This window comes from Parapusillimonas sp. JC17 (assembly GCF_052180245.1).
In the GTDB taxonomy this organism is placed as follows: Bacteria; Pseudomonadota; Gammaproteobacteria; order Burkholderiales; family Burkholderiaceae_B; genus Parapusillimonas.
In genome coordinates this window covers 3,447,566-3,473,422 of the sequence record NZ_CP197474.1, presented here as the reverse complement: position 1 = coordinate 3,473,422, position 25,857 = coordinate 3,447,566, and the positions used below count along the sequence as shown (strand labels likewise).

Sequence of the window (25,857 nt, the reverse complement as noted above, 5' to 3'; positions counted from 1 at the left end):
TTAGCGTTAACGGCCCTAGGGCTCGGCCCAGATGCCGTTGCGCAGAATCTGGAATGGCGTGTATTGGGATTTATACGCCATTTTACGGCTTTCCTTGATCCAATAGCCCAGGTAAAGCCACGGAAGGCCCAACGCCCGGCATTGTTCCACTTGCCAAAGTATGCCGTACACCCCAAGGCTGCCTTGCGCTTCCGGGTCGAAAAAGGTGTACACGGACGATAGTCCCGTGTCCAGGGTGTCTATCATGGACACCATCTGCAGTGTGCCGTCGGGCAGTCTGAACTCCACCAGGCAAGAGCTTACCCGGCTGGTCAGAAGAAACTGGGTGTACTGGCTTTGGCTATCTTCGTCCATGCCCGCCCCCGCATGTCGGCCCGCCTGGTAGCGCCGGTACAGTTCGAAATGCTCCGGGACCCAATGCAGAGGCATTTGCCGGGCAATGAGCCCGCTGTGCCGCTTCCAGGACCGGCGTTGTGTCCGGCTGGGCTCGAAGCGGTTCACGTCGACGCGTATGGGCAGGCAGGCTCTGCAGCTGTCGCAATAAGGGCGGTAAGTGAAGAGTCCGCTGCGCCGGAAGCCTTTCTCGACCAACTGCGAATAGACGGTGCTGTCGATGAGATGCGTCGGTGCGGCCACTTGCGAGCGTGCTTCGAGCTCGGGAATATAGCTGCATGGATACACCGACGTGGCGTAGAACTGCAAGGTCTTGAAGCCAGGTTCAGACAAATGGCTCATGGCGGGGGCTCGATGATGCTTGGCGTTCTCACGCTGACAATTATGCGGCGGTTTCTTCCATGGGCGCAAGCGTGCCGTCCGCCAGCAGCTGGCCCGGACGCCACTCGGGCTCGGGCAGGCGCAGGCGTTCGTCGAGCAATGCCATGAAGGCACGGCGGCTGATTGGGCGGGCGCCCAGGCTGGCCAGGTGGCCCGTCTGCTGCTGGCAATCGATATGGTCGATGCCTTGCGCACGCAGGTATCGAACCAGGTAGGCCAGGGCCAGTTTGCTGGCGTCGGGCACCCTGCTGAACATGGATTCGCCGAAGAAGAAGCGGCCCATGCACACGCCATACAGCCCGCCCGCCAGCCGGCCATCGATCCAGGTTTCTATGCTGTGGGCATAGCCCGCCTGGTGCCAGTCGAGATAGGCGCGCTGGACGGCTGGCGAGATCCATGTGCCATGCTGGGCCGCGCGTGGCTCCGCGCAAGCCTGGATGACTGAAGAAAAGGCCGTGTCGGTGGCGATGCGCACGCGTGCTTTTCCGGTGCGTTCCAGGCGGGCCGTCTGGCGCAGCTTCTTGGACATGGAGTGCGAGACCTTGAAGTCCGCGCAAGCCAGCACCATGCGGGGATCGGGACTCCACCAGAGGACCGGGTCGCCAGGGTTGAACCAGGGAAATATCCCTTGCCGATAAGCCTGCATCAGGCGTTCCACCGTCAGCGTGGCGCCCGCGGCAAGCAGACCTTCGGGCATGGCGTTGTCGGGATGCGGAAACGGTGTGGTGTCATCCAGCCAGGTCAGGCTACCCACGATGCGTCCTTACTGTTTGGGATAGGGAATGGGAATGTCGTAATGGTGCACCGGAAACACGCCCTGCTTGCGGTCTTCGACATAGTGTTCCAGCGTGGTGATGACGGTGCGAAACGCCAGTTCTCCCCAGGGAATTTCGTCTATGGCGAAAAAGTCTGCCTCCAGGCTTTCAGGTCCGGGAAAGAGGTCTTCGCTGAGCACCTTCGCCAGGTAGAACAGATGGACTTGCTCGGCGTGCGGAACATCGATGACCGTGTAGAGGGGACCTAACTCGATCTGGGCACCGGCTTCCTCTTGTGTTTCGCGCATTGCGCCCTGCGCGGAGGTTTCGCCCAATTCCATGAAACCCGCCGGCAATGTCCATTTGTTGTACCGTGGTTCGATGGCGCGCCGGCACAGCAGGATCTTGTCGCCCCAGACCGGCAGGACCCCCACCACATTGCGCGGATTCTGATAGTGCACGGCACCGCAATGATCGCAGACATCGCGGACGCGATTGTCGTCCGGCGGAATGCGTTGCGTGATGGGTGTGCCGCACTGGCTGCAGAATTTCTGCGCGCGCGGGGCGGGGAAGTAGAAGGCAGGAGCGTGCGATGTCATGAACAGATTCTACCGAAAAGGCCGAGGGGCGGGCGTGGCCCATGCGGCGATTCTATCAGTCGGCCCGAGGAAGGCGGACGAATCCGAGCCGGGACGGTATGTCGGCCTCTTTGCAGAAATGCAGTGGACTGTTGTCCGTGGCCGGTCCCTGGACCGTTAATCCGGGCGGGGCGGCGCCGCCGGCTTCCAGGACGTCGAGCACTTTCGTGCCGTCCGTCGCGCGTAGCGCGTCGAGCACGGAGTCGAGGTCGCGCCCCGCAACCAGGCCGGGGCCGGGATCGGTCAGCGCATAGAGGCGCCCGGCTTCCGTCAGCCACCACGATGCGACGCGCGTGACTTGCAGGCCGGTGTGGGTATGCAGGCTGGGTCTGCCATCCGCCGGGTTTCCGGTGTGCAGGACAAATGGCGCGGCGTCCAGGCGCACATAGACTTTTTGCGGCCCGTTCTGAAAAAACCAGCGACCCGTCTCGTCGCATTCATAGTTGCGCCCCATGAATTGCAGGATCTGGGGGCTGGTAATGGATGTGCCTTGCCTGGCGTAAGGGTCCGGGGCGTCGGCATCGGCCAGCGCATCGCCCGCAGGATGCAGCCGCCACTGACCGCGTTCGTTCAGCGACAGCCAGCCGAATACCGCAGGAACGCCGGGCCAGCGCGCCATGGCGGCGATGACATTCTCGTCCATGGTTGCTTCTCGTCAAAGGGATATGACAAGTATAGGTCTGGAGCTCAGCGCCTGTCGAAGCGGCGTGCGAGAAGAAATGCCGTCGACTGCGCCGCTTCGGCCAGAGCCAGCAATATCGCAACGATGACCAGCATCGCTTCCGGAAGAAATTCGTGATAGCCATAGCGCATGCCCAGAGCTCCCAGGCCGCTGCCGCCAATGGCGCCCACCAGCGTCGAATAACCCACCAGTGCCGCCAGCGCAAGCCCCGCTGTTGAAATGAGCTCGGGACGGCGCTCCGGCAAAAGTACATTGAGGGCGATCTGCCAATTGTTTGCGCCCATGCTGCGGGCGGCCTCGACCAGATTGTGGTCTACCGTGTTCAGGGCGGCTTCCGTCTTTCTTGCAATGAACAGGGCCGAGAGCAAGGAGAGGGGAAGTATCATCGCCACAAGCCCGCCGGGCGCGACGGGCAATTGGCGAACGAGCGTCATGGCGACAACCAGCACGACTATGGCCGGCGTGGCCCGAATGCCTTGAACGACGAGCCGGGCCAGCAAGCCGATCAGCGTGCCGCGTCCTTCGGCGGCAGTATGTTGCCGCTCCAGATGGAGCGCCATCCCGAGCGGGACGCCCGTCATGATGCCGCTGACGCCCGCCACCGCCACCATGGCCAGTGTCTCGCCGAATGACTGCATGAGCGCATCGATGAAAGTCGCAAACATGAAAGCTCCTCTTTTGAACAAAAATTGTAGAGAGGCAAACCGCTGGGGCGAACTACTTAATCGCTAGACCGACATAGCTCTACGTCATAAGGCGCCCGGACCGGTTGAGCGAGCTTCAGGAAAACCACATGGCGCCGCCGCGCCAAACCAGTTAGTATGTGGGGCACTTTTCTTTTCGTTACAAATGCCAGGAGGGATGCATGGCGAAGTCAGACTTCATCGCACTCGGGCTTGCCGCCGTGCTGGCCTGCGAGCCGGCCTTGTCGGCAGACACGTCGGCAATCGATCAGGGCGTCTATGTGGGTGTGTTTGGCGGCCTTGGCGCTTCCATTGCGACGAACATGCGGCAGCAAGGCCAGGTCCTCAATCTGCCAAGGCCATTGCCCATCGACGCAAACGGCTCGACCGGCGGCAGCACCCGGGTAGCCCTGGGCGGCGCGCAGCTGGGCTACGAATGGAGCCGTTGGGAGCTGGGGCAGTCGAAGTGGGCGCTGCGGCCCGCCGTGGAGCTCGAAGGCTTTTATATCGGCAAGCATACGCCTACGGGCGAAATGCCCGTCGTGCCGCGCGCCTTGGGCACGCAATACGTCAGCACGCCCATGACGGCAGGCGTCGTTCTGGCGAACGTCATCTTGAACTTCAAGACACCTTATTCGGACAGAATCCTGCCATATGTCGGGGCGGGCGCGGGAATGGCCTTTCTGTCCATCAAGGATTCCGATTCCGCCAACCCGTCAGAGCCCGGCATCAATCATTTCAATTCAGACCCCGGCGCATCGGATTCCGCCTTCGCCGTCCAGCTGAAGGCGGGCATCAAAGGCGAAATCAGCAAGAACCTGTACCTGTTCACGGAATACAGGTATCTTTCCGTCGATGCCACGAGCTATACCTTCGGCGCCACGGATTATCCGGGCTTGCATCTACCCACGACGACATGGCGCTTCAACATGGGGCGGCAGCATTACAACCTGTTCGTGGCCGGGCTGCAATACCGGTTTTGAAGACTGTTTTGGGGTCAGACCCCGTACGGGGTCTGACCCCTTCCAGCGGATACGGGGTCTGACCCCTCATCCATTCACGATCGCAATGGAAAAACCGTCCCACCCCTTGCTGCCCACCGTCTGAACCGCCGTGGCGGTGAGGCGTGGTTCGCCCGACATCCGGTCATAGAACTGCCGCACGCCTTGAATGCTTGGATCCTGCTCGTTGGAATCCTTGATCTTTCCACCGCGCACGACGTTATCGCCGATGATCACCGTTCCGGGGCGCGACAGCTTCAGCGCCCATTCCAGGTAGGCCGGGTTATTGGGTTTGTCGGCATCGATGAATATCAGATCGAAAGCCGGCTCGTCGGCAAGTTTGGGCAAAGTCTCCAGCGCGGGCCCGATACGCAAGTCCACCGCATCGATCAGGCCTGCCGCTTGCAAATTCGACTGAGCCACCCGTGCGTGTCCAGGATCGGACTCGAGCGTGACGACGATACCGTCAGAGGGCAGCGCGCGCGCCAGCCATATCGTGCTGTAGCCGCCCAGCGTCCCGATTTCAAGCACGCGGCGCGCATTCACCATGCGGGCGAAGATATGAAGCAGCTTGCCTTGGTTGGGCGCTACGTCGATCGCGGGCAAGCCGGCGGCCGCATTGGCGGACAGAACGCTGTCCATCACCGGGTCCGGCGGCAGAAGGCGGTCGACAATGTATTCGTCGACAAGAGCCCATTCGTTTTTCATGGCATCTCCAGTAAAGGGTCACGGGGTAAGGCCGGCCGAGCTATCGGTTCATGCTTTCCTGGCGACGGCTTGACGACTGTCGGCCACGGCGCGCCGCGCCTGCTTCACCCGGTACATGGCTTGGTCAGCGCGTTCCAGGGCGGTGTCGGCGTCTGCCGTATGCGGCAGCACCGCCACGCCGCCCACACTGGCGCCGGCATAGTCGATGACGACGTCCAGGCAGTTGAACCGGCCCACGGTGCTTTGGCTTATGCGCTCAATGAAGGCTTGCAGCGCCGCATTCACATCGGCGCCGGGATCCGGTCCCGGCCCGCAGACGACGAACTCGTCGCCGCCATAACGAGCGACGACATCCTGGGTGCGCAGCGTCTGGCGCAGCTGGACGGCCATGGCCGCAAGAAACCGATCGCCGACGGCATGCCCGTGCAGGTCGTTGATGTCCTTGAAGTAATCGAGGTCCAAAAAGCCCACCAGGACCGTCGTATTCTGCCGATTCGCTTGTTCCAATTGGCGCTGGAGCAAATCCAGCAGCGCCCGCCGATTGGGCAGCTTGGTCAGAGTGTCCGTCGCCGCCATGCTGGACAGTTTGGCATTGGCGCTCAGCAATTGGTCCAGCAGCCATTCGCGCTCGATTTGCCCACCGATCAGTCGCGCAAAGAGCGACAGTACACGGCGAGCATGGTTGTTCATCTTGTGTCGTGCCGAACTGGCCGCGCACAAGGTGCCGTACAGCATGCCTTCGCCGGCATACACGGGCGTGCTCAGATAGGTCTGTATGCCCAGCGCCGCGGCGGCTTCGGAATCCCCCCAGCAATCGCCCACATCGTCAGTGAACATCCGGCCCTCATCGAGCGCTCGTTTGCACAGCGTGTCTTGCCAGGGCACGGTCAGTCCTTCAGGAATCTGCATCGTCCGTGTGTTGCGGGCATACAGAATGCTTTGCGTGCCTTGCGCCAGGTCTATGGTGGTAAGGTAGGTGGATTCAAGTCCCGTCACTTCCTCCAGCATTTCCAGCATCGGACGGGCAAGATCTTCCAGGGTGCGCGCTGCGGCCATGGATTCCGACAGGCGGTCGACAAGATCAATCATGCCACACACTCCTCCTTCATTGCCGGGCCGTTCGTGCCCGCAGCAAGGTATTCAGTCCTGAAAACCGAAGGATACCCCATGCGCACGGCTGCCACGGGCTTGACTGGCTGGTAGCCCGTGGGCGTGACGACGTACCGACGCAAAAAAGCCCGCTTGGGTGGCGGGCTGAATTTTGTTTTGCGAAGCATCGATTATTTAAAAATATCTCGAAGCCCACAAGAATGTTGGAGGCGCGACTCGGAATCGAACCGGGGTACACGGATTTGCAATCCGCTGCATAACCACTCTGCCATCGCGCCGCAGATGAATCAGTCTTACGAAAAAGGGAAGCGCAAGCTTCCCTTAAGAACTAAGAAAGACCATTAGTTTAGCGTCGTTTCACAATGCCGTCAATTAGCCGCCTGGGCATGGTGCTTGCTAGCCATGGCGGTAAAATCCTGAAATCGACTGTGAAGGCCACATATGTCAACAATCAATAAGAATTCGAAAGCGAAAAACGATTCCTTTTGGTGTGCACGGGCTGGATTGTTATGCTCGTTTTTTACGGCGGCCGCGATGTTTGGTCCGTCCAGCATATTGGCTCAGCCTGTAGATGCCGCTGGCTCAAACGGCAGTGCGGGCATCGAAACCCGGGAGCCTTCATCCGGGCAGGGTCTGGGGCTTCAGCTTGGATTCAATTCAGGGTACAGGAAGGCTACATTGGCCTACGAAACGCCCGCTTTATGGAGCCATCGGTTCTCGGGCGACTGGGGGCGGCTTGACCTGGGTGTGGAGTTGGGCATTTCGTACTGGGATTCCAGGCACGAAGATCCTACATCGATGTGGCAGCTCAGCGCGATTCCTATCCTGCGGTGGTGGCCTCACGACAGCGTCTATCTGGAAGCAGGGGTCGGTCCGACTGTCATGAGCCGCTCGGAATTTGCCGGCCGCGAGCTGGGCACGCGATTCCAGTTCGGGTCATATCTGGGTGCAGGCTTCACAATCCAGGACAGGCACCGTATCGGCGTCCGTTATTCCCATTATTCGAACGCCAGCATCAAAAAGCCGAATATGGGGCTGGACATATTCCAGCTGACATACACATATCGGTTCTGAAGATAAGGCCACCACGACGGTGCAAAGCGCTGTGAGGCAAGTGTTGACTCTTATGAGAGCCATTGCTTGCCCTGCAGCTATTAATGGCTCACGAAAGTAAGTCGGGTTTACCCATGTTCAATGGTTAAGTGTTGACATTATTGAGCAGCCAGCCCAATATGCCCCTAAACGTATTTTTATAGTATGGGGACATATGGCAATGGGGAGCACCGCAACAAAGACTTCTTCTTACCAGCCAGAGCAGCGATTTTTCAATGACCCGGTGCTCGATCGGCTGATGGCAGTGACCATGACATTGGCCGCCGAAGTTTATGTGCTTAGAGATCGGGTCGACGCCCTGGAGTGCGGGCTCGCAGCCAAGACGAATCAAGCCGTTCAAAGTCCCGATGTCGCCGAGCGACGGCGTAACGAGGATGCGGCGGAGTTCGTCCGGCACATACTCTCTCCGCTGCTGGGAGAACAGCAATCGAAGGGGGCGGCATGAAGGCGTCGGCGCAAGGGCCAACAAATCCGTCCAGCGCCGCGCTTGCCGACCGGGAGCGGCAAAGCTATCAGCGCTTCCTTGCCGCTGCGCGGGGGTACTGGGCGAATGACATGTTCACGGCATTGCGCCGTCACGTTGCCGTGGAAGTGCAGATCGATGACCCGGTCGGCGTCGGTCGGGATGAATTCCAGGCGCAAGTCAAGAAACAGCCCACTTATCAGCTTTTTGCGTGGTTCGAAAGGCATCTCCAGCGCATGCGGTATTCCGGGCCGCGGGGCTTGGTCGCCGGTGTGGAGGCACGCCGTGAACATCTGGCTGCCGAACTCGCGCAGCCTTTGCCCCAGGGCCTGCTCGAGCTTGATCCAGAGCTGGATCAGCCGGCTTATTACACTGCATGCGACATTCACCAGCACCCGGGCGGCGTCGGGGCCGATATATTGGCCGCCTACGTTTATCGGGATGCGGTCCGTGGCGGCGTCGTGGGTAAATCGACATTGCATGAGAGGTTTACAAAACAACTCACGTCCCGCTGCCGGCCGTCACGAGTACTGGACCTAGGGTGTGGCTTTGGGCGCAGCAGCCATGCGTTTGCGGTGGCGTTTCCGGATGCATTCGTGCATGGCATTGATTTGTCGGCAAGTTGCGTTACCGTGGCGGCACACGAAACGCCGGAGGCCCTGCGGCCGCGCATGAAATTCACGCAGGCCGATGCGTTGGCAAGCAAGCTGCCGGCCAATGACTTCGATCTGGTTACGTCGACGATGCTACTGCATGAAATGCCCGAGGCTGTCGTGCATATGCTCATTGCCGAGACTGGACGCTTGCTGGTTCCTGGCGGCATGGCGGCGCACCTGGACTTCCTGCCCCCGTCCGATCCTTTGCTCAGACTCGTCTATGAGGGACATGCAGAGCGGAACAATGAGCCATACCTGCTCGAGCACAGTCGCATCGACTTGGCATCCGCGTACAAGGCAGCGGGCTTTCGCTCGGTCGAGATCCATGATTTCGCCGAGGATGAGCATGCGCGGGCAGATCCGCCTCACAGTTGGCGCCTGCCGTGGAAGATCATTTTGGCTGTTAAAGAGGAGGCTTGATGAGCACCAAGCATACAGGGGACACTGCGAGGTCCGAATTCGAGACGCCGATCGCAATGGTCGCAACCTATCTTCAAGCGCTTGAGGCGCGCGATATTGCGGTTGCTGGCGCCTGCCTTGCCAAGGACGTTCAGATCACCGGCCCAGGAGGTGGCATGGCCGCATCCGTTGAGGGGATAGTGGCCAACTCCGCACGCCGGTATCGCCGGATAGGCAAACACATTGGCCATTTCGATGCGTTGTCGCCGAGCGAGGGCGTCGTGGTGGTTTACTGCATCGGAACATTGCACGGCGAATGGCCGGACGGCCGTACGTTTAGCGGCATACGCTTCATTGATCGATTCGAACTACGGGGCGGATTGATCACCAAACAGGAAGTCTGGAACGACACTGCGGAGCACCGCATGCGTGAAGTTTCGCAAGCTTCCTGAAAGCACCTTGAGTCATTTCAATACAAATACGAGGAAGACAATGTCAATCATATACAAGCACTTCATCCGGAGCTGCCTGTTTGCCACCGTCGTTGGCGTAGCGGCTCCCGCTGCGGCGCAAAGCTTTCCATCCCGTCCTTTGACGATAGTCGTGCCTTATGCGGCGGGAGCGACCGACAGGCAGGCGCGACAAATAGCGGAAATAGCTTCCAAGGAACTAGGTCAACCGGTCGTCGTTGAGAACCGTGACGGCGCCGGGGGAACGATAGGCGCCCAATATGTGGCTTTATCGAAGCCGGACGGCCACACCATGCTTTATGGCGCTCCGGCGGTGATTACTGTTGCACCCTTGACGGGAGCGGCTCAGTATAAATACGAGGACCTGAAGGCGCTTGCCCGCGTCAATATCATTCCGCATATGGTCGCCGCGCGAGCGGATGCGCCCTTCAAAACCATACCGGAACTGGTCGCCTATGCGAAGGCCAATCCCGGCAAGGTCACCTTTGGCAGCCCTGGCAGCGGCACGGCGGTCCACTTGGCCGGAGAAGCTTTTGCGGATGCTGCCGGCATTCAGCTCAGCCACGTGCCTTTCCGGGGAGTGGCGCCAGCGGTCACTGCGGCATCAGGCGGATTCGTGGACCTCGTCTTTGGCGCACCTGGCGCCATCAACCCGCAGATCCAGGGCGGTCGCCTGATTGCGCTGGCTCAATTGGGTGCGAAGCGGACCAACGAGCTATCGTCCATACCCACGGTACGGGAGCAGGGCGTCGATCTTGCGTTGAGTGCCGACTTCGGCTTCTTCGTGGCAAAAGATACTCCGGCAGACGTGATTGCCAAGCTGGAGTCCGCCATCAAGGTCGCAGTCGAGTCCGAGGATTTCCGGAGATCGGTGACCAGCGCATTGTCCAGCCCCGGATACCTGGACTCAAGCGATTATCAGAGGCTGGTTGATCAGGAGCGCGACATATACTCCCGCATCGTGCCGAAGCTGCCTCTGGCGAACAAGTAACGAAGTACCCGGCTGTGGCCAAGCGCGCACCGCCGGGTTCGACGCTGATCGACGAGACGTTGCGGATCGTCGATCGGCGGTATCGCCTGCCGCCGTTCGTTGACGCCCTCGCGGGGCCTGACAGCGATCCGGGGCCTGGCAGCGATCCGCAGACGGTGCTTGCACTTGTCATCGAGCAAGCCCGTAGGGCGGAAGAGCGGGGCAACCTGCCGGATGTGGCACTGGAGATGCGCTTTACCGGAGCGCTCGCGCGGCTGATACACAACGCGATGAAAAAGGATGGCGGAGATCCCGCCTTCCAGGCCATGGTCCTTCGGCATCGTGTAGTGCAAGTGCGCGAGTACGCTTCATTGTCCGCGCACGCCGATCGGGATCGTCGCGCGGTCAAGGCGATCGTGAACCGGATCGCCCATCCGGCCAAGCAGCAGCGCGCTGCGACTGAGCAGCTGCGTAAGGCGATGGGCCGCCTGCATGCGCTGGCGGCGGCTGCTTCGTGGCCGGAGCTCCACGCTGAAGCGCTGCACCTCCTGGCTGCGCCGAAGACCATGAGCGAACCGGCATTCGAGAGCGGCTTGACGGAGCTGGTGGGCCATCCGGCGCTGGAACACTTGCAGCGCCTAGGCATTCTGGCGTCGGACGAATCCGTGCGGCGGTATCAAGAGCTTTGGAACCGGCAGGGTCCGCGATCGGGGAGCGCCACTGCCATTGCGCAGGGCGCCGTCTCGCAGCGGCGCGGCGCTGCCGTCGAGGCGTCCGCGGCGCGAGCCTTTGAAGCCTGGGCACGGCGGCTGAATGAAGCGGAAGGCGAACGGGCGGCGTACCGCGTCGTGACGTCGATGCGCGTGCCCGCTTCGATACCGGGCGCTTCCGGACGCGCCAAGACTGAATGGGACGTGGTGCTGCTGCACAGGGCGGGTGCGGATGCGCCGCAGTGGGATATTTGCCTGCTTGCAGAAGCCAAGGCATCCGTGGACGCTGCAGCCACCGACCTTCCAAGGCTGCTGCGCGGCCTGCGCCTGCTGGCCGGCGCCGACGGCAGCGCTGTTTATTCGTTTCAGACTCAGCAAGGAACGGTTCATATCCGCGGCGCGTCGTTGGCAAAGTTGCACACCGACAAGAGCAGCCTTGCAAGCGCGGTGCTTTATTGCTGTGACGTGCCTGCCGAAGAGAGCCCGCGTCTACTCAGCGCGGCCAGCCGCATGCAGCTGTTGTCCGCGCGTGCCAGCCTGGATTTTGCCGGTGCGCTGGCCGATGGGCATCGCGCTGACTCTCGAGCATTGGCGCTCCTGTGGGATGATTTGATGAAAGCACCCGAATGGAAAGGTGTGCTGCAACAGTACGCGACGCTGCGCCAGGTTCGGCAACTGATGGTTCACACCGACGATCTGCTGGCCGCAATAGACAACACCGGCCGAACGTAAAAAACTGAATAAAAGCTTAATGCGGAATTCAAGCCTGTTGTATGCTGAATGGGCCGTTTCATGACCATTGTTTTTTTGACGAGAACATCCCTATGACATCATCGAATCGACGCCTCGCTTTCCAACTCCTTCTTGCGGCTTCCATGTTCGCGCTGGCATTAGGCGGCGCCCATGCAAAAGACGGGCAAGCCGGTCCAGGCTCAAAAGCGGCTGCTTACGAACCCACTGTCGGGCAGGCAGGCAAAGACGTAGTATGGGTGCCGACACCAGAGTCGCTCGTGGATCAAATGCTGCGCATGGCCGAAATAACCCCCGAGGATTATCTGGTCGACCTAGGTTCCGGCGATGGCCGTACGGTAATCACGGCGGCGCAGCGCGGCACCCGCGCACACGGCGTGGAATTCAACGCCGACATGGTCAGGCTATCGCGCCAAGCGGCACAGAATGCCGGTGTTGCCGACAGGGCGACCTTTACAGAGGGCGATATTTTCGAGTTTGATTTTTCCGATGCCACTGTTGTCACGCTGTTCCTGCTGCCCGACCTCAACCTGCGCCTGCGGCCCTTGCTTCTGGACATGAAGCCCGGTACGCGTATTGTTTCCAACTCCTTCGACATGGACGACTGGGCGCCGGACGATTCCGCCGAGGCCGCCCTTGAATGCAAGTCCTACTGCCGCGCATACAAGTGGATTGTTCCCGCGAAGGTGGAAGGCACCTGGACACTGGACAACAAGGCCACGCTCACGCTCAACCAGACCTATCAGAAGCTGGATGGTTATCTGGCAATGGATGGGGCGCAGCATGCAATCAGCGAGGCCGCAATGCAGGGCCCACGCATTACCTTCACGGCCAACGGGCAGCAATTCACCGGAGAGGTCAATGCCGATCGAATGACCGGCAGCGACAGCAACGGCAAAGCCTGGAACGCTATGCGGCAACCTTGAGCGCCCTGGGCATTAGTCCCGATACCAGGATATCCAGCAATCTTGTACTGGCATGCATTGTCCGATATCGTGATCATCTTTTGCCAAGGAACAAGGAAGAACATGCGGGCCAATCATAGTGAAACCGTCCAGTCGCAATTCGATCCGCAGGCTCAAGCCTACTTGCAAAGCGCCGTGCATGCCGCCGGGCCGGATCTGCTTTGCGCCGTTGATCTGATCAGCCGGTCGCTTCCCCACGCCGCGGGCGGGCTGGTTGACGTGGGGTGTGGCGCGGGGCACTTGAGCTTTGCCGTCGCCCCAAAGCTGGCAAGCGTGGTCGCGGTGGATCCCTCGCCCAATATGCTTGCGACGGTCGATCGGGCCGCGGCTGAAAAAGGGCTGGCCAACATTCAAACCATTCAGGCCAGCGCTGAATCCATGCCGTTCGACGACGGCCGGTTCTGTGTGGTCGCGTCGCGCTACAGTGCCCATCACTGGCTCGATCTGCCGGCTGCGCTCAAGGAAATGCGCCGCATAGTCAAGCCAGGCGGCCATTTGCTCATGATAGACGTCGAGGGCGATGAAAATCCCTTGGTGGATACGCATCTGCAGACCATAGAGATACTGCGGGACCGCTCCCATATCCGCGATCGCTCGCCCTCGGAATGGGCCCGGCTCATCACCGATGCCGGCTTTTCGGAGATCCACCACCAGAACTGGGTGACGCGGCTCGAGTTCGAGCCATGGGTGACGCGCATGCGAACCAGCCCCGAGCGCATCGCGATGATACGGACGGTCCAGCGTGAAGCGCCGTCAGAGCTGCGGCAGGCCTTGGCCATCGAGGACGATGGCTCTTTTTCGATGAGGACGGGGCTGTGGTGGGCGAAGGCCTGAATCCGGCCGGTCGGGCCGGGCGGCGAATCAAGCCTGCGCCAATATGGCGCCGCGCCGCTTCATGGCCCGAACGATGGCGCTCAGGGCGATGCCGTACATCGGCACGAACAGCAGCAGGCTGACGGCCAGCTTGATGACATAGTCCACGACCGCGATTTCACCCCAGTGTTCAGCCATGAAGGGATTGGTGCTGCGCCAGAACGCAATGCTGAAGAAGGCCGCCGTATCCAACGCCTGCCCGAAGACGGATGATGCCGCCGGCGCCACCCACCATTGCACGTAGCCGCGGCGCATGCGGTCGAACACCTGAACATCCAGCAACTGGCCCAGCACGTAGGCGGCGAAGCTGGCGAAGGCGATGCGGAATACGAAGCTGTTGAATTCGCCCAACGCGCCGACGCCGTTGAAGCGGCCTTCGTGGAAGAGCACCGAAACGATGTAGGAGGCGATCAGCGCCGGCACCATGGCCCGCGCAATGACGCTGCGCGCTTCGGCCTTGCCGATCAGGCGCACGGTCAAGTCGGTGGCCAGGAAAATGAAGGGAAAGCTGAAGGCGCCCCACGTGCTATGGAAGCCGAACAGATCAATGGGCAATTGCACCAGATAATTGCTGGCAATGATGATGAGGATATGGAACGCTACCAGCAGCGCAAGGTAGAACGGAACCCGCGGTTGCGGGAGGGATGCCGACGTCATGATGAGCCTTTTTGATGGATGGGGTTAGGGAACCCATGAAGGAAATGCGAGCACGCATTATACGCGTTGCCGCGCCCGAAATCCGCGGAAGGGGTACTATTCATATCATGTCGGTCGCAGGGAAGCGACGGAAGTAAAGGGGCGGCCGGCCATCGTTCACAAGCCGCGCCGCCGTGCATCATGGAGATTCGAATACTGTGTCGCGTCCAACGATAGGCGTGTTGCCCCAGGTCTCGGCGGCTCACCTTGTAAGCCATTTTCATATCATGGCGATACCGGCGCTGCTGCCCTTGCTGCCGGCCAAAATGGGGGTCAGCTTTGTCGAGCTTGGCATCGCCATCAGTGTCTTCAATGTGATTTCCGCCCTGGTGCAGGCGCCGCTTGGCTTTGCGGTAGACCGCTACGGGCCGCGCCTGGTCCTGCTTTGCGGGCTGGCGCTGGGCAGCGCAAGCTATCTGTCCCTGGCCGTTGCGCCCAACTATCTATGGCTGCTGGCGGCCATGGCGCTGGCCGGGGTCGCCAATGGCGTCTATCACCCGGCCGACTATGCGCTGCTGTCCAGGGGGATCGCTCCGGGTCGCATGGGGCGGGCGTTTTCCATCCATACCTTTTCGGGCTATCTGGGCGGGGCCATCGCGCCCGTCGTGCTGATGAGCGTGGCTACGCTGTTGAACGTCGAGGCCGCCTTCCTTGTCACCGCATTGATCGGCGGACTGGCCATGCTGGTGGTAGGCATGCCAAAAACCGAACCGCATCCATCCGACGCCCGGCCTGCCGCTGCGCCCTCCAAAAACCCGGCGACCGCGCGGCCGGTGGCGGTCTTCACGCCGGCCATCATGGTATTGACCCTGCTCTTCGTGTTGTTGAACCTGAGCACCGGCGCGATCGATCGGTTCTCCGTGAGCGCCCTGGTGCAGGGATACGGCGTCCCGCTTTCCTGGGCGAACATCGCCTTGACGGCCTTTTTGTTCGCCAGTGCGGCGGGAGTGCTGGCCGGTGGTTCCCTTGCTGACCGCACCCAGCATCACGGTTTCGTGGCGGCCGCCGCGTTCGGCATGGCCGCAGTGGTGGTCGCCATCGTCGCCACCGTTCCGCTGGCCGATCTCGCCATTGTCGTGCTGCTTGGGGTGGCCGGCTTCCTGACCGGCGTCATCGCCCCCTCTCGCGACATGCTGGTTCGGGCGGCTGCGCCCGCCGGCGGCGAGGGCAAGGCCTTTGGCATCGTCATGACGGGGTTCAATATCGGCGGCGCGGCAGGGCCCGTCATGTTCGGCTGGCTGCTGGACCAAGGCCGATTCAGCGGCATCTTCTGGGCGGCTGCGGGCTTCATGGTGCTGACGGTCATGCTGACGCTAGGCCAGGAATGGCATGCCCAGGCCAGGCGGCGCGCCGGCTTGGCCGCAGGGCTGCGCGGCGGGGCGTAAGCGCTCGGCCTGGCGCAGCGGCCACGGTCGGGCGTAAGATGACGCAAGGCTGCGCATGCTGTGCCTGGCCTGCCGTCATCATTCACCCAAAGGCGCCCTATGACTGAATCCCAGAGCATCGCCCGAAGAAGAGATCTCTTTTTCCAGCTGCATGAGAAAGGCTGCTTCGTCATCCCCAACCCCTGGAACATCGGAACGGCCCGCATCCTGCAAGACCTGGGCTTCAAGGCGATCGCCTCGACCAGCGCAGGGCACGCCCATGCCAATGGCCTGCCTGATGGCGCGCAGGGGCTGGAAGAGGTCCTCGCCCATTACGAAGCAATGGCCGCCGCAGTGGATATTCCACTCAATGCCGATTTCGAGAATGGCTTCGCGGAAGATGTGCAAGGTCTGCACGACAACATTTTCCGCTGCGTGGCCACAGGCGTGGCGGGCCTGTCCATCGAAGACGCGCCGCAAGGGCAGGAAACCGGGCTATACGATTTTTCCACTGCCGTTGCTCGCGTGCGGGCAGCCCGCGCCGCCATCGACCAGACAGGCCGGCGCGTACTGCTTACGGCCCGGACGGAAGGATACATACGCGGCGCTCCCGATATCCAGGAAACGGCCAGGCGCCTGAGGGCATTCGGCGAAGCCGGTGCGGATTGCCTGTATGCGCCCGGCATCAAGACCAGGGAAGAGATTGCCGCCGTCGTCCAGGCCGCCGACGGCCGCCCGGTCAATTTCCTGAATAGCGCCGCGTTCGGCTATACGGTGGATGATCTGGCGCAAATGGGCGTGGGGCGTATCAGCGTGGGCGGCACGCTGGCCCGGCTGGCCATGGACAGCTTTCTGCACGCCGCGCAACGCATCGCCGGAGAAGGGCGTTTCGACGATTTTGCCGGGGTGGTCAGCAATGCTGAACTGAACCAGCGCTTTGCGAAATATCTGGAATAAACGAAGGAGCAGTGTCTGGACTTGAAGGAGCAGTGTCTGGACTTGAAGGAGCAGTGTCTGGACTTGGCGCAGGCGGGAAAGCGCGCAGCATCATGAGAACGTGGATGCTTCCTGTATCAGCCATTCCCGAAATGCCTGCAGTTTAGGCAGCGAAGCGCATTCCGAGCGATAGACGATGTAATAGGCCAGCTCCGAGCGCTGCTTCACCTCGGGGAACAACGGAACCAGCCGGCCAGCGATCATGTCGTCATGAGCCATGACGCTGCGTGCCAAGGCAATGCCGTGGCCGTCGATCGCTGCCTGCAGCACCGCCGCCGAATTATTGACTTGCATTCCTCTGCCGGTATTCACTTCCGCCGCGCCTGCGTGCACCAGCCAGGCGCTCCAAGAAGCGAATCCAATGCGGGTGTCGACCGACAGGTCGTGGATCAATGGCTTTCCCGCTAGGTCCTGCGGCGTCGCCATTGGGCCGTTTCTGGCGAGCCAATCGGGGGAGCAGACAGGATAGATCCGCTCGTCCATGAGCTTTTCCGACGCTAGGCCAGGCCACACGCCTCTGCCGTATCGCACGCCGACATCTATTCCCTGCGCCGCGAAATCCATGAGCCTCAGGCTGGTATCGAGGCGCACGTCGGTCCCGGGGTGAAGGGCGTGGAAGTTCTGTCTATGTGGACACCCGGCAAGAGGACGCCGCGGCAAGGCTCAAGAGCATGCGCGGAGCACAGGCCGTCTTGAGCACGATCGACGATGCCGGCGCCGTGTCGGCATCGCTGGACGGATTGGCGCCCGAAGGTCGCTTGGTCGTGCTCAATCCGGGCAAGTGTCCTTTGCAGATGCCTGGCGGCCTCCTCGTCGGAGGGCAGCGCAGCGTCCTGGGATCGATCACGGGTACACCCCACGACAACGAGGAAGCCTTGAGCTTCAGCGTGCTCGTGAACGCTCTACCGCAAATCGAGACGATACCGCTGGAGCGGGCCACCGAGGCCTACCAGAAGATGAAGTCCGGCAACGTCAAGTTCCGCATGGTGTTGACCATGGCAAGAGAGCCCCGGCCTTTTCGAATCGACTCGGTGATAAATGACTGATGCCAATACTGCCGCCGTGAGCGGCTTCTCCTCCATACTCCCTGAACACGTGCAGCGCGGAAACATCTGGCGGCTGTCTATCGCTCAGGCGCTGGCCGGTGCGAACTCTGTGGTGGTCTACGCTACGGGGGCCATCGTCGGCAACATGCTCGCCCCGACGCCGATGCTGGCCACCTTGCCCATTTCCATCTTCGTGGTGGGCATGGCGGCGTGCATCCTGCCAGCCGGCAAGATCGCGCAGCATCATGGACGGCGTGCCGCCTTTCTGGCGGGAACCGGCGCCGGCGTGCTCACCGGCCTGCTCGCCACGCTTGCCGTCATCATGGGCTGGTTCTGGCTATTCTGCCTCGCGACATTCTTTGGGAGGCTATGCCGCCGTGGTGTTGTCATTCCGCTTCGCGGCCGCCGATGGGGTGGCCCCGAAGCGGCGCGCCCGGGCGCTGTCGTTGGTCATGGCCGGCGGGCGTCCGCTCACGGCCATCGCAAGGCAGCCGCGCTTCGTCGCCGCGGTGATCGCGGGCGCAGTGTCCTATATGCTGATGAACTTCCTCATGACGGCTGCGCCGCTGGCGATGCATATGTGCGGGCATTCGCAGGAGTCGGCCAATCTTGGCCTGCAATGGCATGTCATTGCAATGTATGCGCCCAGCTTCTTCACCGGCGCCCTGATTTCGCGCTTCGGCGCGGGACGCGTGGCGACGGTGGGCTTGCTGTTGACCGGCCTTTCCGCAGCCGTCGGGCTGGGAGGAATCGATGTCATGCACTTCTGGTGGACGCTGATCTTGCTTGGGGTGGGATGGAACTTCGGATTCCTGGGCGCTTCGGCGCTGGTCCTGGAATGTCACCGACCCGAGGAGAAGACGCGGGTGCAATCGCTCAATGATTTCATTGTCTTCGGCTTGATGGCGGTCGGGTCTTTTTCATCGGGCGGCCTGCTGTCGGCCTACGGCTGGAATACCGTGTTGTGGGTATCCTTTGCACCGCTCGCCCTATCGGTCGTGGCGCTCGCATTGGCAATGAAAAGGCAAGCGCCGGCCCGCGCCGACTGAAGCGTGCAGCCGGCGCGGGTGGCAACGCAGGCAATGCCTCGCTTCATGCGGCGCTGCTCGCGTTGCCGATTGCGGACTCATCGTCGCTTTCGTCGCCCAGAAAGCCGCCGCTCTGATGGCGCCACAGCCGGGCGTAGATACCGTTCCTCTTCAGCAGTTCGGCATGGCTGCCTTCTTCGACGATATGCCCGTGATCCATGACGACGAGGCGGTCCATGGCGGCAATGGTGGAAAGGCGATGAGCAATGGCGATCACGGTCTTGCCTTCCATGATCTCCTTCAAGCTCTCCTGGATGGCGACTTCCACTTCGGAATCCAGCGCGCTGGTGGCTTCATCGAGCAGCAGGATAGGGGCGTTCTTGAGCATGACGCGGGCAATGGCGATGCGCTGGCGCTGACCGCCCGATAGCTTGACGCCGCGTTCTCCCACCAGGGTCTCATAGCCGCTGCGGCCTTGCGGATCACTCAGGTGCCGGATGAATTCGTCGGCCTGGGCGCGGACGGCAGCGGCGCGGACTTCGGCGTCGCCGGCGTCCGGCAGCCCGTAGGCGATGTTGTCGCGGATGGAGCGATGCAGCAAAGAAGTGTCCTGGGTGACCATGCCGATGGCGCCGCGCAGGCTGTCCTGTGTTATGTGCGCAATGTCCTGTCCGTCGATGCGTATCTGGCCGCTGTCCACATCGTAGAAGCGCAGCAAGAGATTGATCAGCGTGGATTTGCCGGCTCCCGACCGCCCGACCAGCCCGATCTTTTCTCCGGGGCGCACCGTCAGGCTCAAGCCGTCCAGCACTTGGCGCTCGCCATTGTAGTTGAAGCAGACTTGGTCGAACTCCACCTTCCCTTGCGTAACGCGCAACGGCGGCGCGTCCGGCGCATCCTGCACCTTGGCGGCGCGCGAAAGGGTGGCGATCCCGTCCTGCACGGTGCCGATGTTCTCGAACAGCGAGGTCATTTCCCACATGATCCACTGCGACATTCCATTGACGCGCAAGGCCATGGCCGAGACCGCGGCCACCGCCCCGATGCCGATCTGGCCGCCATGCCACAGCCACAGCGCGTAGCCGCCCGCTGCGAAGATCAAGGTCGCCACCAGAGCCTGGTTGACGATCTCGAACTGGCTGACCAGGCGCATCTGGCGAAAGCCCGTGTCCTTGAAGTCTTCCATCGCGGCGCGGGCGAACTGGGCCTCGCGCCTGGTGTGCGAGAACAGCTTCACGGTCGCGATATTGGAGTAGGCGTCGCTGACCCGTCCGGTCATGGAAGAGCGGGCATGAGCCTGTTCCTGCCCCACCTTGCCCAGCCGCGGCACGAAAAACAGCATGGCCAGGCCGTACAGCACGATCCAGCCAATGAAGGGCAGCATCAGCCGCAGATCGAACCCCCCGGCCAGTGCAACGATGGTGATGAAGTACACGCTGATGCCCAGCACGATCTCGGTGAGCGTCATGAGCACTTCGCGCACCGCCAGCGCCGTCTGCATGACTTTGGCTGTGACGCGCCCCGCGAACTCGTCGGAGAAAAAAGACAGGCTTTGCCTGAGCATGAGACGGTGGAAATTCCAGCGTAGCCGCAGTGGCAGATTGATGGCCAGCACTTGATGCTGCACCATGGTGCGCACGGCCACCAGGCCAACGCTGGCCAGCAGCACAATGCCTATGCCCCACAGCACGCGGCGTTCGTGAGCGGATATCGCCTCGCCTGTTTGCCAGGTCGAAAGCAGGTCCACCACTTGCCCAAGAAAGGCGAATAGCCAAGCTTCGTAGATCGACACGCTGGCGCTGAGCAGCGCCAGCGCGGCGAGGTAGCGGCGCGATCCGCGTGTGCAGGCCCACAGGAAAGAAAACAGACCCTTGGGAGGCAGGGTTGGCTCCTGAGGGGGGAAAGGGTCGAGCAGGCGTTCAAACCGGCGAAGCAAGCGAATCTCCAAAACGATGAAATATATCTATATTAATTAAACACGAGCCGGCTTACCTTGCCGGCATGAACCCCCTGCTAAACTCGCTTTCAAGAAGGAGAACACAATGACCATCAAAGCCTACGGCGCCCATGCGGGCGACCAAGCGCTGGAATCCATGGAGATTACCCGTCGAGCTCCGGGCCCCCATGATGTCCAGATTGACATCGCCTATTGTGGCGTGTGCCATTCCGATCTTCACCAAGTGCGCGCCGAATGGGCTGGCACGTGCTTCCCATGCGTGCCGGGCCACGAAATCGTCGGCCATGTCTCCGCCGTGGGCGACCACGTCTCGGCCTACCAAATCGGCGATCTCGTCGGAGTAGGCTGCATCGTCGACAGCTGCCAGCATTGCGAAGAGTGCGACGCCGGCCTGGAGAACTACTGCGACGGCATGGTCGGCACCTACAATTCCGCGACCCCGGATGCGCCCGGCCATACACTGGGCGGCTATTCCCAGAAAATCGTGGTGCATGAACGCTACGTGCTTCGCATCCGCCATCCCAAGGCGCAACTGGCGGCCGTTGCCCCTTTGCTGTGCGCGGGCATCACTACCTGGTCGCCGCTGCGCCACTGGAAAGTTGGGCCGGGCAAGAAGGTTGGCGTCGTCGGCATCGGCGGCCTGGGCCACATGGGAATCAAGCTGGCTCACGCGATGGGCGCTCATGTGGTGGCATTCACCACTTCCGAATCCAAGCGTGAAGCGGCCAGGGCGCTGGGGGCCGACGAGGTCGTGGTCTCGCGCAATGCCGGTGAAATGGCGGCGCACGCAAAGAGCCTGGATTTCATCCTCAATACCGTCGCCGCAGCCCATGACCTGGATGCATACCTTGCAGTGCTAAAACGCGACGGCACGATGGCGCTGGTGGGTGCACCGTCTTCGCCGCACCCTTCCCCCGGCGTGTTCCACCTGATCATGAAGCGCCGCAGCCTGGCGGGGTCGATGATAGGCGGAATCCCCGAGACGCAGGAAATGCTGGACTTCTGCGCGCAGCACGGTATTGTCGCGGACATCGAAATGATACGCGCCCAGGAAATCGACGACGCCTACGATCGCATGCTGAAAGGCGAGGTCAAATACCGATTCGTGATTGATTGCGCCAGTCTTGCTGCCTGACCGGGGACCGTCATCTATAAAGCCTATGCGCTCCTGGCGCTGACAACGCTCTTCTGGGCCGGTAATTCGATTGCGGGCAAGTGGGCGGTCGGACATGCCTCACCGATGATTCTTGTCGCGGTTCGCTGGGCGGGCGTAATGGCGTTGCTGTACCTATTCAAAAGAAAGCAGATTGCCGCCGATTGGCCGGCGATGCGGCCAAAGCTGGCCTATCTGCTGCTGCTCGGCGCAGTGGGCTTCACAGTGTTCAGCGTGGCGCTTTATTACGCGCTCGTCTATACCACCGCCATCAACGCAAGCATCCTCCAAGGCGGCATGCCGCTATTCGTCTTCGCGGCAAGCTTTGTTCTCTTTTCCAGCCGCATCGGATGGGGGCAGGCGATCGGTTTCACATTGTCTTTCATGGGTGTGATCGTCATCGCCGTGCGCGGCGAATGGATCAACTTGATCGAGCTTGGCATCAACTTCGGCGACGCGCTGATGCTTATTGCCATCATCGCCTACGGCATCTATACCGCCGCGCTGCGCAGCAAGCCCCAGATCCACTGGACGAGCCTGATATTCATTTTGTGCGTGGGGGCGACGCTGGCGTCCCTACCCATGCTGGCCGTGGAAGCGGTTCATGGCAAGACCGTGCTTCCGGATATGCGTGGCTGGACGGCGATCGCCTACATCATCATCTTTCCATCCCTGATCAGCCAAGTGTTCTACATTCGGGCCGTAGAGTTGATCGGCGCAAACAGGGCGGGCCTGTTCATCAACTTGTTGCCCGTATGGGGAGCATTGCTGGCGGTCAGCCTGATCGGCGAGCAATTTCACCTTTATCACGCAGCGGCCTTGGCGATGATTCTTGTGGGGATTGGCTTGGCGGAGTTTAGCGGGCGAAAGCTGAGTAGACGAAAGTGATCGCTTGCGACGGATTTGAATGAAAGGATCAATGGACGCTTACTCGATTTTGATGTCGTAGGTGACCCAGCTGGTCTTGACGGCAAGGCGGTCATAGACGGCCCGCGCTCTGTAATTATTGTCGGCCGTGATCCACCTGACCATAGACCACCCTTTTTCGGCCGCGATTTCGCGAATCCGGTGGATCAGGGCATCAGCGACCTTGGCTCCCCGCGCATCGGGCAGAACGAAGAGATCATCAAGAAAACAGCCGGTCGTTGCCGAAAGAGGGCGGGCGAACGGCCGGAAATGGGCGATGCCGATCAATTTTCCGTCATTGCCTTCGGCAACCAACCCGCAGGTTTCCTTGAGGTCGTCGTGCAGCCAGGACCAGACAATGTCACGCATTTCGGAGCTTTGATCAACGCCATAGAATGCAGCGTACCCGGCATACAGCTTGTCCCACTGGGACCGATCACTGCTTTTTACCGCCCTGATTGAATAGCCATTCATTTTTGCCTCTTTGATCATTCTTGGTTTGTAGGTAAAACTGCCATCCATGCTGATGCATAGATGGTGGCATTGTAGCGATCCAGAAGAAATCGCCTAGATTGGACGGCTAAGGCAAGGGCTTCCGCACGGTATCGTAACGCTTGCGGCCTACGCATCATCACGCGGCGAGCCAGGCCGCCAGAAGCCCGCTCGCCGCCAGCCAAGGCAGCAAGCGGGGCGCATAGCTCAGCAACAGGCCCACACAAACCGACGCGAAGCTGACCTCCATGACCCATAGCGTCAGGCCCATGGTTGCTCCTTGCATGCGCACCGCCAGCGCCGCCGATGCGAACAGCAGCAGCCACCCCGCAGCACGCATCGCCCAGGCTCGCTGGACCGTCAGCCGGGTGTTGCCCCAAATCTGTTCATGATGCTTTTCCATTGCCATGCTGAGCGACGCCATGCCGGTCATGCCCAGGAATATCGTGGCAGCCATGATCATGATGCCGCTTCCTGCACGGTAGATTGAACTGGAGAGGCCTCGTGGGCTTCCTGCTTGGCTGCGCGCGCCGGCTTGCGCGTCGGACGCAGATGCCACTCGGCCCACGCCGCCAGTGCGGCGGTCGCCAGCAGTACGAGATCCATGGAGGCCAGTGTCCAGCGTCCGTTCGCGATGGATGCCGCCAGATGGCTGTCGGGATACCAGAAATTTACGATGGGCAGGCCCGCAAACAGCAGGACGATAGCGTACAACTGCTCTTTCCAGGCTTGTCCATGTTCGCGCAGGCAGGCGTGCAGCAACGTCAGGGCCCAGGCAATGAAGAAACCATTGACCTCCCATCCGGCCCGCCCAGCCAGCGATGCGGGAAGCAGCCTGTTGAGCCAGAAGTATGCACCCACGGCAATGAACAAGCCGGCAATGGCCGCGACGTTCATGCGTTCCGCCAGGCGATGGCCGGCGTGATAACGGCCCTTGCGTTTTTGCGGCAGTCGCTTGACCACCCAAAGAATCATGCCGGTGCCGACCATGGCCGTGCCCATTACGCCGGCGATGAAGAACAGCCAGCGCATCCAGACATCGGCGAAACGCAGTCGATGCAAAGCCGAGAACACGTTGTACGTGGAGACACCGGCACCTGGCACGTCGGAACGTATGGTGTCCTTCAATTCGCCCGAGCCGGCATCGAACACCATCCGTTCGCCGGCGGCATGGTTCAGCAGGGTTTCCGCGCCTTTCTGGCGCAGCTCTATCGTGGAACCTGCGCGTCCCGGCTGGGAAACCGAAATGCTGGCGACGCCTTCCGGCCATTGACCGCTGGCGGTCTCCAGCATCGGGCCGACGGGTGCCATGGCCAGTGGCGTGGGTGATTCGTGATTTTTCATGCCTGCTGAGGGGGCGGGCGCAGCGGCGCGCCCGCGATCGGCAAAAAAGGCCCGCGTATCGCCGTTGTAGGCGGCATCGATGCCCCAGGGCATCAGCAGGAACATCAGCAAAAGCAAGCCGCTGTAGGTGATCATGAAGTGGAAGGGCAGCGACAACACGGCCAGAGCGTTGTGCGCGTCCATCCAGGAGCGCTGGCCTTTGCGCCGGCGAAAGGTGAAGAGGTCGACAAAGATTTTCTTATGGATGATGACGCCGCTGACGATGGCCACCAGCATGAACATCGTAGCCACGCCGATTATCCAGCGTCCCCAGGTGCGATCCATGCCATATAGTTCGAAATGAAAGCGGTACAGGAATTCACCGCCGGCGGTGGGGCGGCCAAGCAAGGGTTCCATCGTCGTGGCATCCAGCGTGACGCTCTTTCCTCCACCCTTGGCGACACGCTCGCCTTGCTCGTACCAGCGGGCGCGGACGGTGGGATTGCGCTCGCTGGGCAGCGTGATCTGCCAGGACGCGGCGTCTGGTGCCAGGCGCCCCATGGCCTCCATGGCCTGAATGGCTGTCTGTGCCCGAGCTTGCGAAGCATGCAGCTCGGGCTGCATCCAGTAGGTGATTTCCTGACGGAAATAACTCAGTGTCCCCGTCAGGAATACGGCAAACAGCAGCCAGCCCAGCAACAAGCCCGACCATGTATGCAACCAGGAATTGATTTGTCGAAATCCCAGTGCCTTCATGCTCGCTCCCCCCAAGCCATTGCGAGCCATAAAGCCGCCGCCAAGACAGCCCAGACGCCGGTCAGCCGCCATACGCTGTTCGCTGCGTAAGCCCAGATGATGAGCGCGACATACGCCAAAAAGGCGAGCATGGTCGCGGTCATTACCGCTTCGGCGCGAGCCATCGGCAGCGCCAGGCTCAAGGATGCGGTCATCAGCGCAGACAGCGCATAGCCCGCTCCCACTCCCAGCAACGTGCGCACGGCGATATCCAGGCGTTGCTTATCCAGCCACCGGACCTGCTTGAGCATTTCCATTTTTCAGCCCTGCTTACTGGTAGACAGTTAAAAGAAATAGAATCTATAATGAGAATAAGACGCAATAAGAATTATTCATTGCATCGATCAGGCTGCAAGTCTGCCACATCAACCTGATCCCAAG

Annotated in this window: 27 protein-coding genes, 1 tRNA gene and 2 pseudogenes; 15 read left to right on the top strand and 15 right to left on the bottom strand. The window is 61.1% G+C overall.

Annotated elements, in window-relative coordinates:
• Nucleotides 1–15 precede the first annotated feature (15 nt).
• The 5 genes from ACSBPU_RS16775 to ACSBPU_RS16755 form a co-directional block, all read right to left on the bottom strand.
• The gene (locus tag ACSBPU_RS16775) at nucleotides 16–735 is read right to left on the bottom strand and encodes an arginyltransferase (RefSeq protein WP_442593033.1); all 720 of its coding nucleotides are present in this window, start codon (nucleotides 733–735) and stop codon (nucleotides 16–18) included.
• A 40-nt stretch (nucleotides 736–775) separates the two neighbouring features.
• Entirely contained in the window at nucleotides 776–1,471 is a 696-nt protein-coding gene (aat, locus tag ACSBPU_RS16770; RefSeq protein WP_442598386.1) for a leucyl/phenylalanyl-tRNA--protein transferase, read from the bottom strand.
• A gap of 66 nt (nucleotides 1,472–1,537) precedes the next feature.
• Entirely contained in the window at nucleotides 1,538–2,128 is a 591-nt protein-coding gene (locus ACSBPU_RS16765) for an NUDIX hydrolase (protein WP_442593032.1), read from the bottom strand.
• Nucleotides 2,129–2,183: 55 nt separating this feature from the next.
• Nucleotides 2,184–2,810, bottom strand: a complete 627-nt coding sequence (locus ACSBPU_RS16760) for a DUF2946 family protein (RefSeq protein WP_442593031.1) — start codon at nucleotides 2,808–2,810, stop codon at nucleotides 2,184–2,186.
• Between the two features lie 44 nt (nucleotides 2,811–2,854).
• Nucleotides 2,855–3,514, bottom strand: coding sequence for an ABC transporter permease subunit (locus ACSBPU_RS16755; protein WP_442593030.1), 660 nt, complete (start codon nucleotides 3,512–3,514; stop codon nucleotides 2,855–2,857).
• A 200-nt stretch (nucleotides 3,515–3,714) separates the two neighbouring features.
• Here ACSBPU_RS16755 and ACSBPU_RS16750 point away from each other — a divergent pair, with 200 nt between their 5' ends.
• Nucleotides 3,715–4,515 carry an outer membrane protein gene (locus ACSBPU_RS16750; protein WP_442593029.1) on the top strand — a complete coding sequence of 267 codons (801 nt, stop codon included), beginning with the start codon at nucleotides 3,715–3,717 and terminating at the stop codon, nucleotides 4,513–4,515.
• A gap of 66 nt (nucleotides 4,516–4,581) precedes the next feature.
• Here the strand turns inward: ACSBPU_RS16750 and ACSBPU_RS16745 are convergent, their stop codons facing one another.
• The 3 genes from ACSBPU_RS16745 to ACSBPU_RS16735 all read right to left on the bottom strand — a co-directional run bounded on the left by ACSBPU_RS16745 (nucleotide 4,582) and on the right by ACSBPU_RS16735 (nucleotide 6,629).
• Nucleotides 4,582–5,241, bottom strand: a complete 660-nt coding sequence (locus ACSBPU_RS16745; RefSeq protein WP_442593028.1) for an O-methyltransferase — start codon at nucleotides 5,239–5,241, stop codon at nucleotides 4,582–4,584.
• 48 nt (nucleotides 5,242–5,289) lie between these two features.
• Nucleotides 5,290–6,330: a sensor domain-containing diguanylate cyclase gene (locus ACSBPU_RS16740; protein WP_442593027.1), complete on the bottom strand. Its 1,041-nt coding sequence runs from the start codon at nucleotides 6,328–6,330 to the stop codon at nucleotides 5,290–5,292.
• A gap of 225 nt (nucleotides 6,331–6,555) precedes the next feature.
• Nucleotides 6,556–6,629 (bottom strand) — tRNA-Cys (locus ACSBPU_RS16735).
• A gap of 400 nt (nucleotides 6,630–7,029) precedes the next feature.
• On the opposite strand from ACSBPU_RS16735, the gene ACSBPU_RS16730 reads away from it, so the two are divergent.
• From ACSBPU_RS16730 to ACSBPU_RS16695, 8 genes are all read left to right on the top strand, one after another.
• Entirely contained in the window at nucleotides 7,030–7,425 is a 396-nt protein-coding gene (locus ACSBPU_RS16730) for an acyloxyacyl hydrolase (RefSeq protein ID WP_442593026.1), read from the top strand.
• A gap of 277 nt (nucleotides 7,426–7,702) precedes the next feature.
• Nucleotides 7,703–7,909 (top strand): hypothetical protein, encoded by a 207-nt coding sequence (locus tag ACSBPU_RS16725; RefSeq protein WP_442593025.1) that lies wholly within the window; start codon nucleotides 7,703–7,705, stop codon nucleotides 7,907–7,909.
• A complete protein-coding gene (locus ACSBPU_RS16720; RefSeq protein ID WP_442593024.1) occupies nucleotides 7,906–9,003 on the top strand; it encodes a class I SAM-dependent methyltransferase in 1,098 nt (365 codons plus the stop codon). Before ACSBPU_RS16725 ends, ACSBPU_RS16720 begins: the two co-directional genes overlap by 4 nt.
• Nucleotides 9,003–9,434: a nuclear transport factor 2 family protein gene (locus ACSBPU_RS16715; protein WP_442593023.1), complete on the top strand. Its 432-nt coding sequence runs from the start codon at nucleotides 9,003–9,005 to the stop codon at nucleotides 9,432–9,434. The genes ACSBPU_RS16720 and ACSBPU_RS16715 overlap by 1 nt, the downstream gene beginning before the upstream one ends.
• 40 nt (nucleotides 9,435–9,474) lie before the next feature.
• On the top strand, nucleotides 9,475–10,443 hold the full coding sequence (locus ACSBPU_RS16710) for a tripartite tricarboxylate transporter substrate binding protein (protein ID WP_442593022.1): 969 nt from the start codon (nucleotides 9,475–9,477) through the stop codon (nucleotides 10,441–10,443).
• A gap of 14 nt (nucleotides 10,444–10,457) precedes the next feature.
• Nucleotides 10,458–11,864 carry a 3-deoxy-D-arabino-heptulosonate 7-phosphate synthase gene (locus ACSBPU_RS16705; RefSeq protein ID WP_442593021.1) on the top strand — a complete coding sequence of 469 codons (1,407 nt, stop codon included), beginning with the start codon at nucleotides 10,458–10,460 and terminating at the stop codon, nucleotides 11,862–11,864.
• 92 nt (nucleotides 11,865–11,956) lie between these two features.
• Entirely contained in the window at nucleotides 11,957–12,808 is an 852-nt protein-coding gene (locus tag ACSBPU_RS16700; RefSeq protein ID WP_442593020.1) for a class I SAM-dependent methyltransferase, read from the top strand.
• A 102-nt stretch (nucleotides 12,809–12,910) separates the two neighbouring features.
• Nucleotides 12,911–13,681 carry a class I SAM-dependent methyltransferase gene (locus tag ACSBPU_RS16695; RefSeq protein WP_442593019.1) on the top strand — a complete coding sequence of 257 codons (771 nt, stop codon included), beginning with the start codon at nucleotides 12,911–12,913 and terminating at the stop codon, nucleotides 13,679–13,681.
• A gap of 27 nt (nucleotides 13,682–13,708) precedes the next feature.
• Here ACSBPU_RS16695 and ACSBPU_RS16690 read toward each other — a convergent pair whose 3' ends face one another.
• On the bottom strand, nucleotides 13,709–14,377 hold the full coding sequence (locus ACSBPU_RS16690) for a 7-cyano-7-deazaguanine/7-aminomethyl-7-deazaguanine transporter (protein WP_442593018.1): 669 nt from the start codon (nucleotides 14,375–14,377) through the stop codon (nucleotides 13,709–13,711).
• 197 nt (nucleotides 14,378–14,574) lie between these two features.
• Here ACSBPU_RS16690 and ACSBPU_RS16685 point away from each other — a divergent pair, with 197 nt between their 5' ends.
• Both ACSBPU_RS16685 and ACSBPU_RS16680 read left to right on the top strand, forming a co-directional pair.
• Nucleotides 14,575–15,801: an MFS transporter gene (locus tag ACSBPU_RS16685; RefSeq protein WP_442593017.1), complete on the top strand. Its 1,227-nt coding sequence runs from the start codon at nucleotides 14,575–14,577 to the stop codon at nucleotides 15,799–15,801.
• A 99-nt stretch (nucleotides 15,802–15,900) separates the two neighbouring features.
• Nucleotides 15,901–16,737: an isocitrate lyase/PEP mutase family protein gene (locus tag ACSBPU_RS16680; RefSeq protein ID WP_442593016.1), complete on the top strand. Its 837-nt coding sequence runs from the start codon at nucleotides 15,901–15,903 to the stop codon at nucleotides 16,735–16,737.
• Between the two features lie 90 nt (nucleotides 16,738–16,827).
• On the opposite strand, the pseudogene ACSBPU_RS16675 reads toward ACSBPU_RS16680, so the two are convergent.
• A pseudogene (locus tag ACSBPU_RS16675) lies at nucleotides 16,828–17,409 on the bottom strand (LysR substrate-binding domain-containing protein); the annotation flags it as partial.
• A gap of 38 nt (nucleotides 17,410–17,447) precedes the next feature.
• On the opposite strand from ACSBPU_RS16675, the gene ACSBPU_RS16670 reads away from it, so the two are divergent.
• Both ACSBPU_RS16670 and ACSBPU_RS16665 read left to right on the top strand, forming a co-directional pair.
• A complete protein-coding gene (locus ACSBPU_RS16670) occupies nucleotides 17,448–17,822 on the top strand; it encodes a hypothetical protein (RefSeq protein WP_442593015.1) in 375 nt (124 codons plus the stop codon).
• Nucleotides 17,815–18,871 (top strand): annotated as a pseudogene (locus tag ACSBPU_RS16665) (MFS transporter). The gene ACSBPU_RS16670 and the pseudogene ACSBPU_RS16665 overlap by 8 nt, the downstream one beginning before the upstream one ends.
• Before the next feature lie 43 nt (nucleotides 18,872–18,914).
• Here the strand turns inward: ACSBPU_RS16665 and ACSBPU_RS16660 are convergent.
• Nucleotides 18,915–20,786, bottom strand: coding sequence for an ABC transporter ATP-binding protein (locus ACSBPU_RS16660; protein WP_442593014.1), 1,872 nt, complete (start codon nucleotides 20,784–20,786; stop codon nucleotides 18,915–18,917).
• A gap of 106 nt (nucleotides 20,787–20,892) precedes the next feature.
• Here ACSBPU_RS16660 and ACSBPU_RS16655 point away from each other — a divergent pair, with 106 nt between their 5' ends.
• Entirely contained in the window at nucleotides 20,893–21,942 is a 1,050-nt protein-coding gene (locus tag ACSBPU_RS16655; protein WP_442593013.1) for an NAD(P)-dependent alcohol dehydrogenase, read from the top strand.
• A 12-nt stretch (nucleotides 21,943–21,954) separates the two neighbouring features.
• Nucleotides 21,955–22,848 (top strand): DMT family transporter, encoded by an 894-nt coding sequence (locus tag ACSBPU_RS16650; protein WP_442598384.1) that lies wholly within the window; start codon nucleotides 21,955–21,957, stop codon nucleotides 22,846–22,848.
• A gap of 39 nt (nucleotides 22,849–22,887) precedes the next feature.
• On the opposite strand, the gene ACSBPU_RS16645 is transcribed toward ACSBPU_RS16650, so the two are convergent.
• The 4 genes from ACSBPU_RS16645 to ACSBPU_RS16630 all read right to left on the bottom strand — a co-directional run bounded on the left by ACSBPU_RS16645 (nucleotide 22,888) and on the right by ACSBPU_RS16630 (nucleotide 25,733).
• Nucleotides 22,888–23,388 (bottom strand): GNAT family N-acetyltransferase, encoded by a 501-nt coding sequence (locus ACSBPU_RS16645; protein ID WP_442593012.1) that lies wholly within the window; start codon nucleotides 23,386–23,388, stop codon nucleotides 22,888–22,890.
• Between the two features lie 109 nt (nucleotides 23,389–23,497).
• Complete coding sequence (locus ACSBPU_RS16640) at nucleotides 23,498–23,821, bottom strand: DUF3325 domain-containing protein (RefSeq protein WP_442593011.1); 324 nt, start codon at nucleotides 23,819–23,821, stop codon at nucleotides 23,498–23,500.
• Nucleotides 23,818–25,437, bottom strand: a complete 1,620-nt coding sequence (locus ACSBPU_RS16635; RefSeq protein ID WP_442593010.1) for a PepSY-associated TM helix domain-containing protein — start codon at nucleotides 25,435–25,437, stop codon at nucleotides 23,818–23,820. The genes ACSBPU_RS16640 and ACSBPU_RS16635 overlap by 4 nt, the downstream gene beginning before the upstream one ends.
• Nucleotides 25,434–25,733 (bottom strand): iron transporter, encoded by a 300-nt coding sequence (locus ACSBPU_RS16630; RefSeq protein WP_442593009.1) that lies wholly within the window; start codon nucleotides 25,731–25,733, stop codon nucleotides 25,434–25,436. Before ACSBPU_RS16630 ends, ACSBPU_RS16635 begins: the two co-directional genes overlap by 4 nt.
• Between the last annotated feature and the right edge of the window lie 124 nt (nucleotides 25,734–25,857).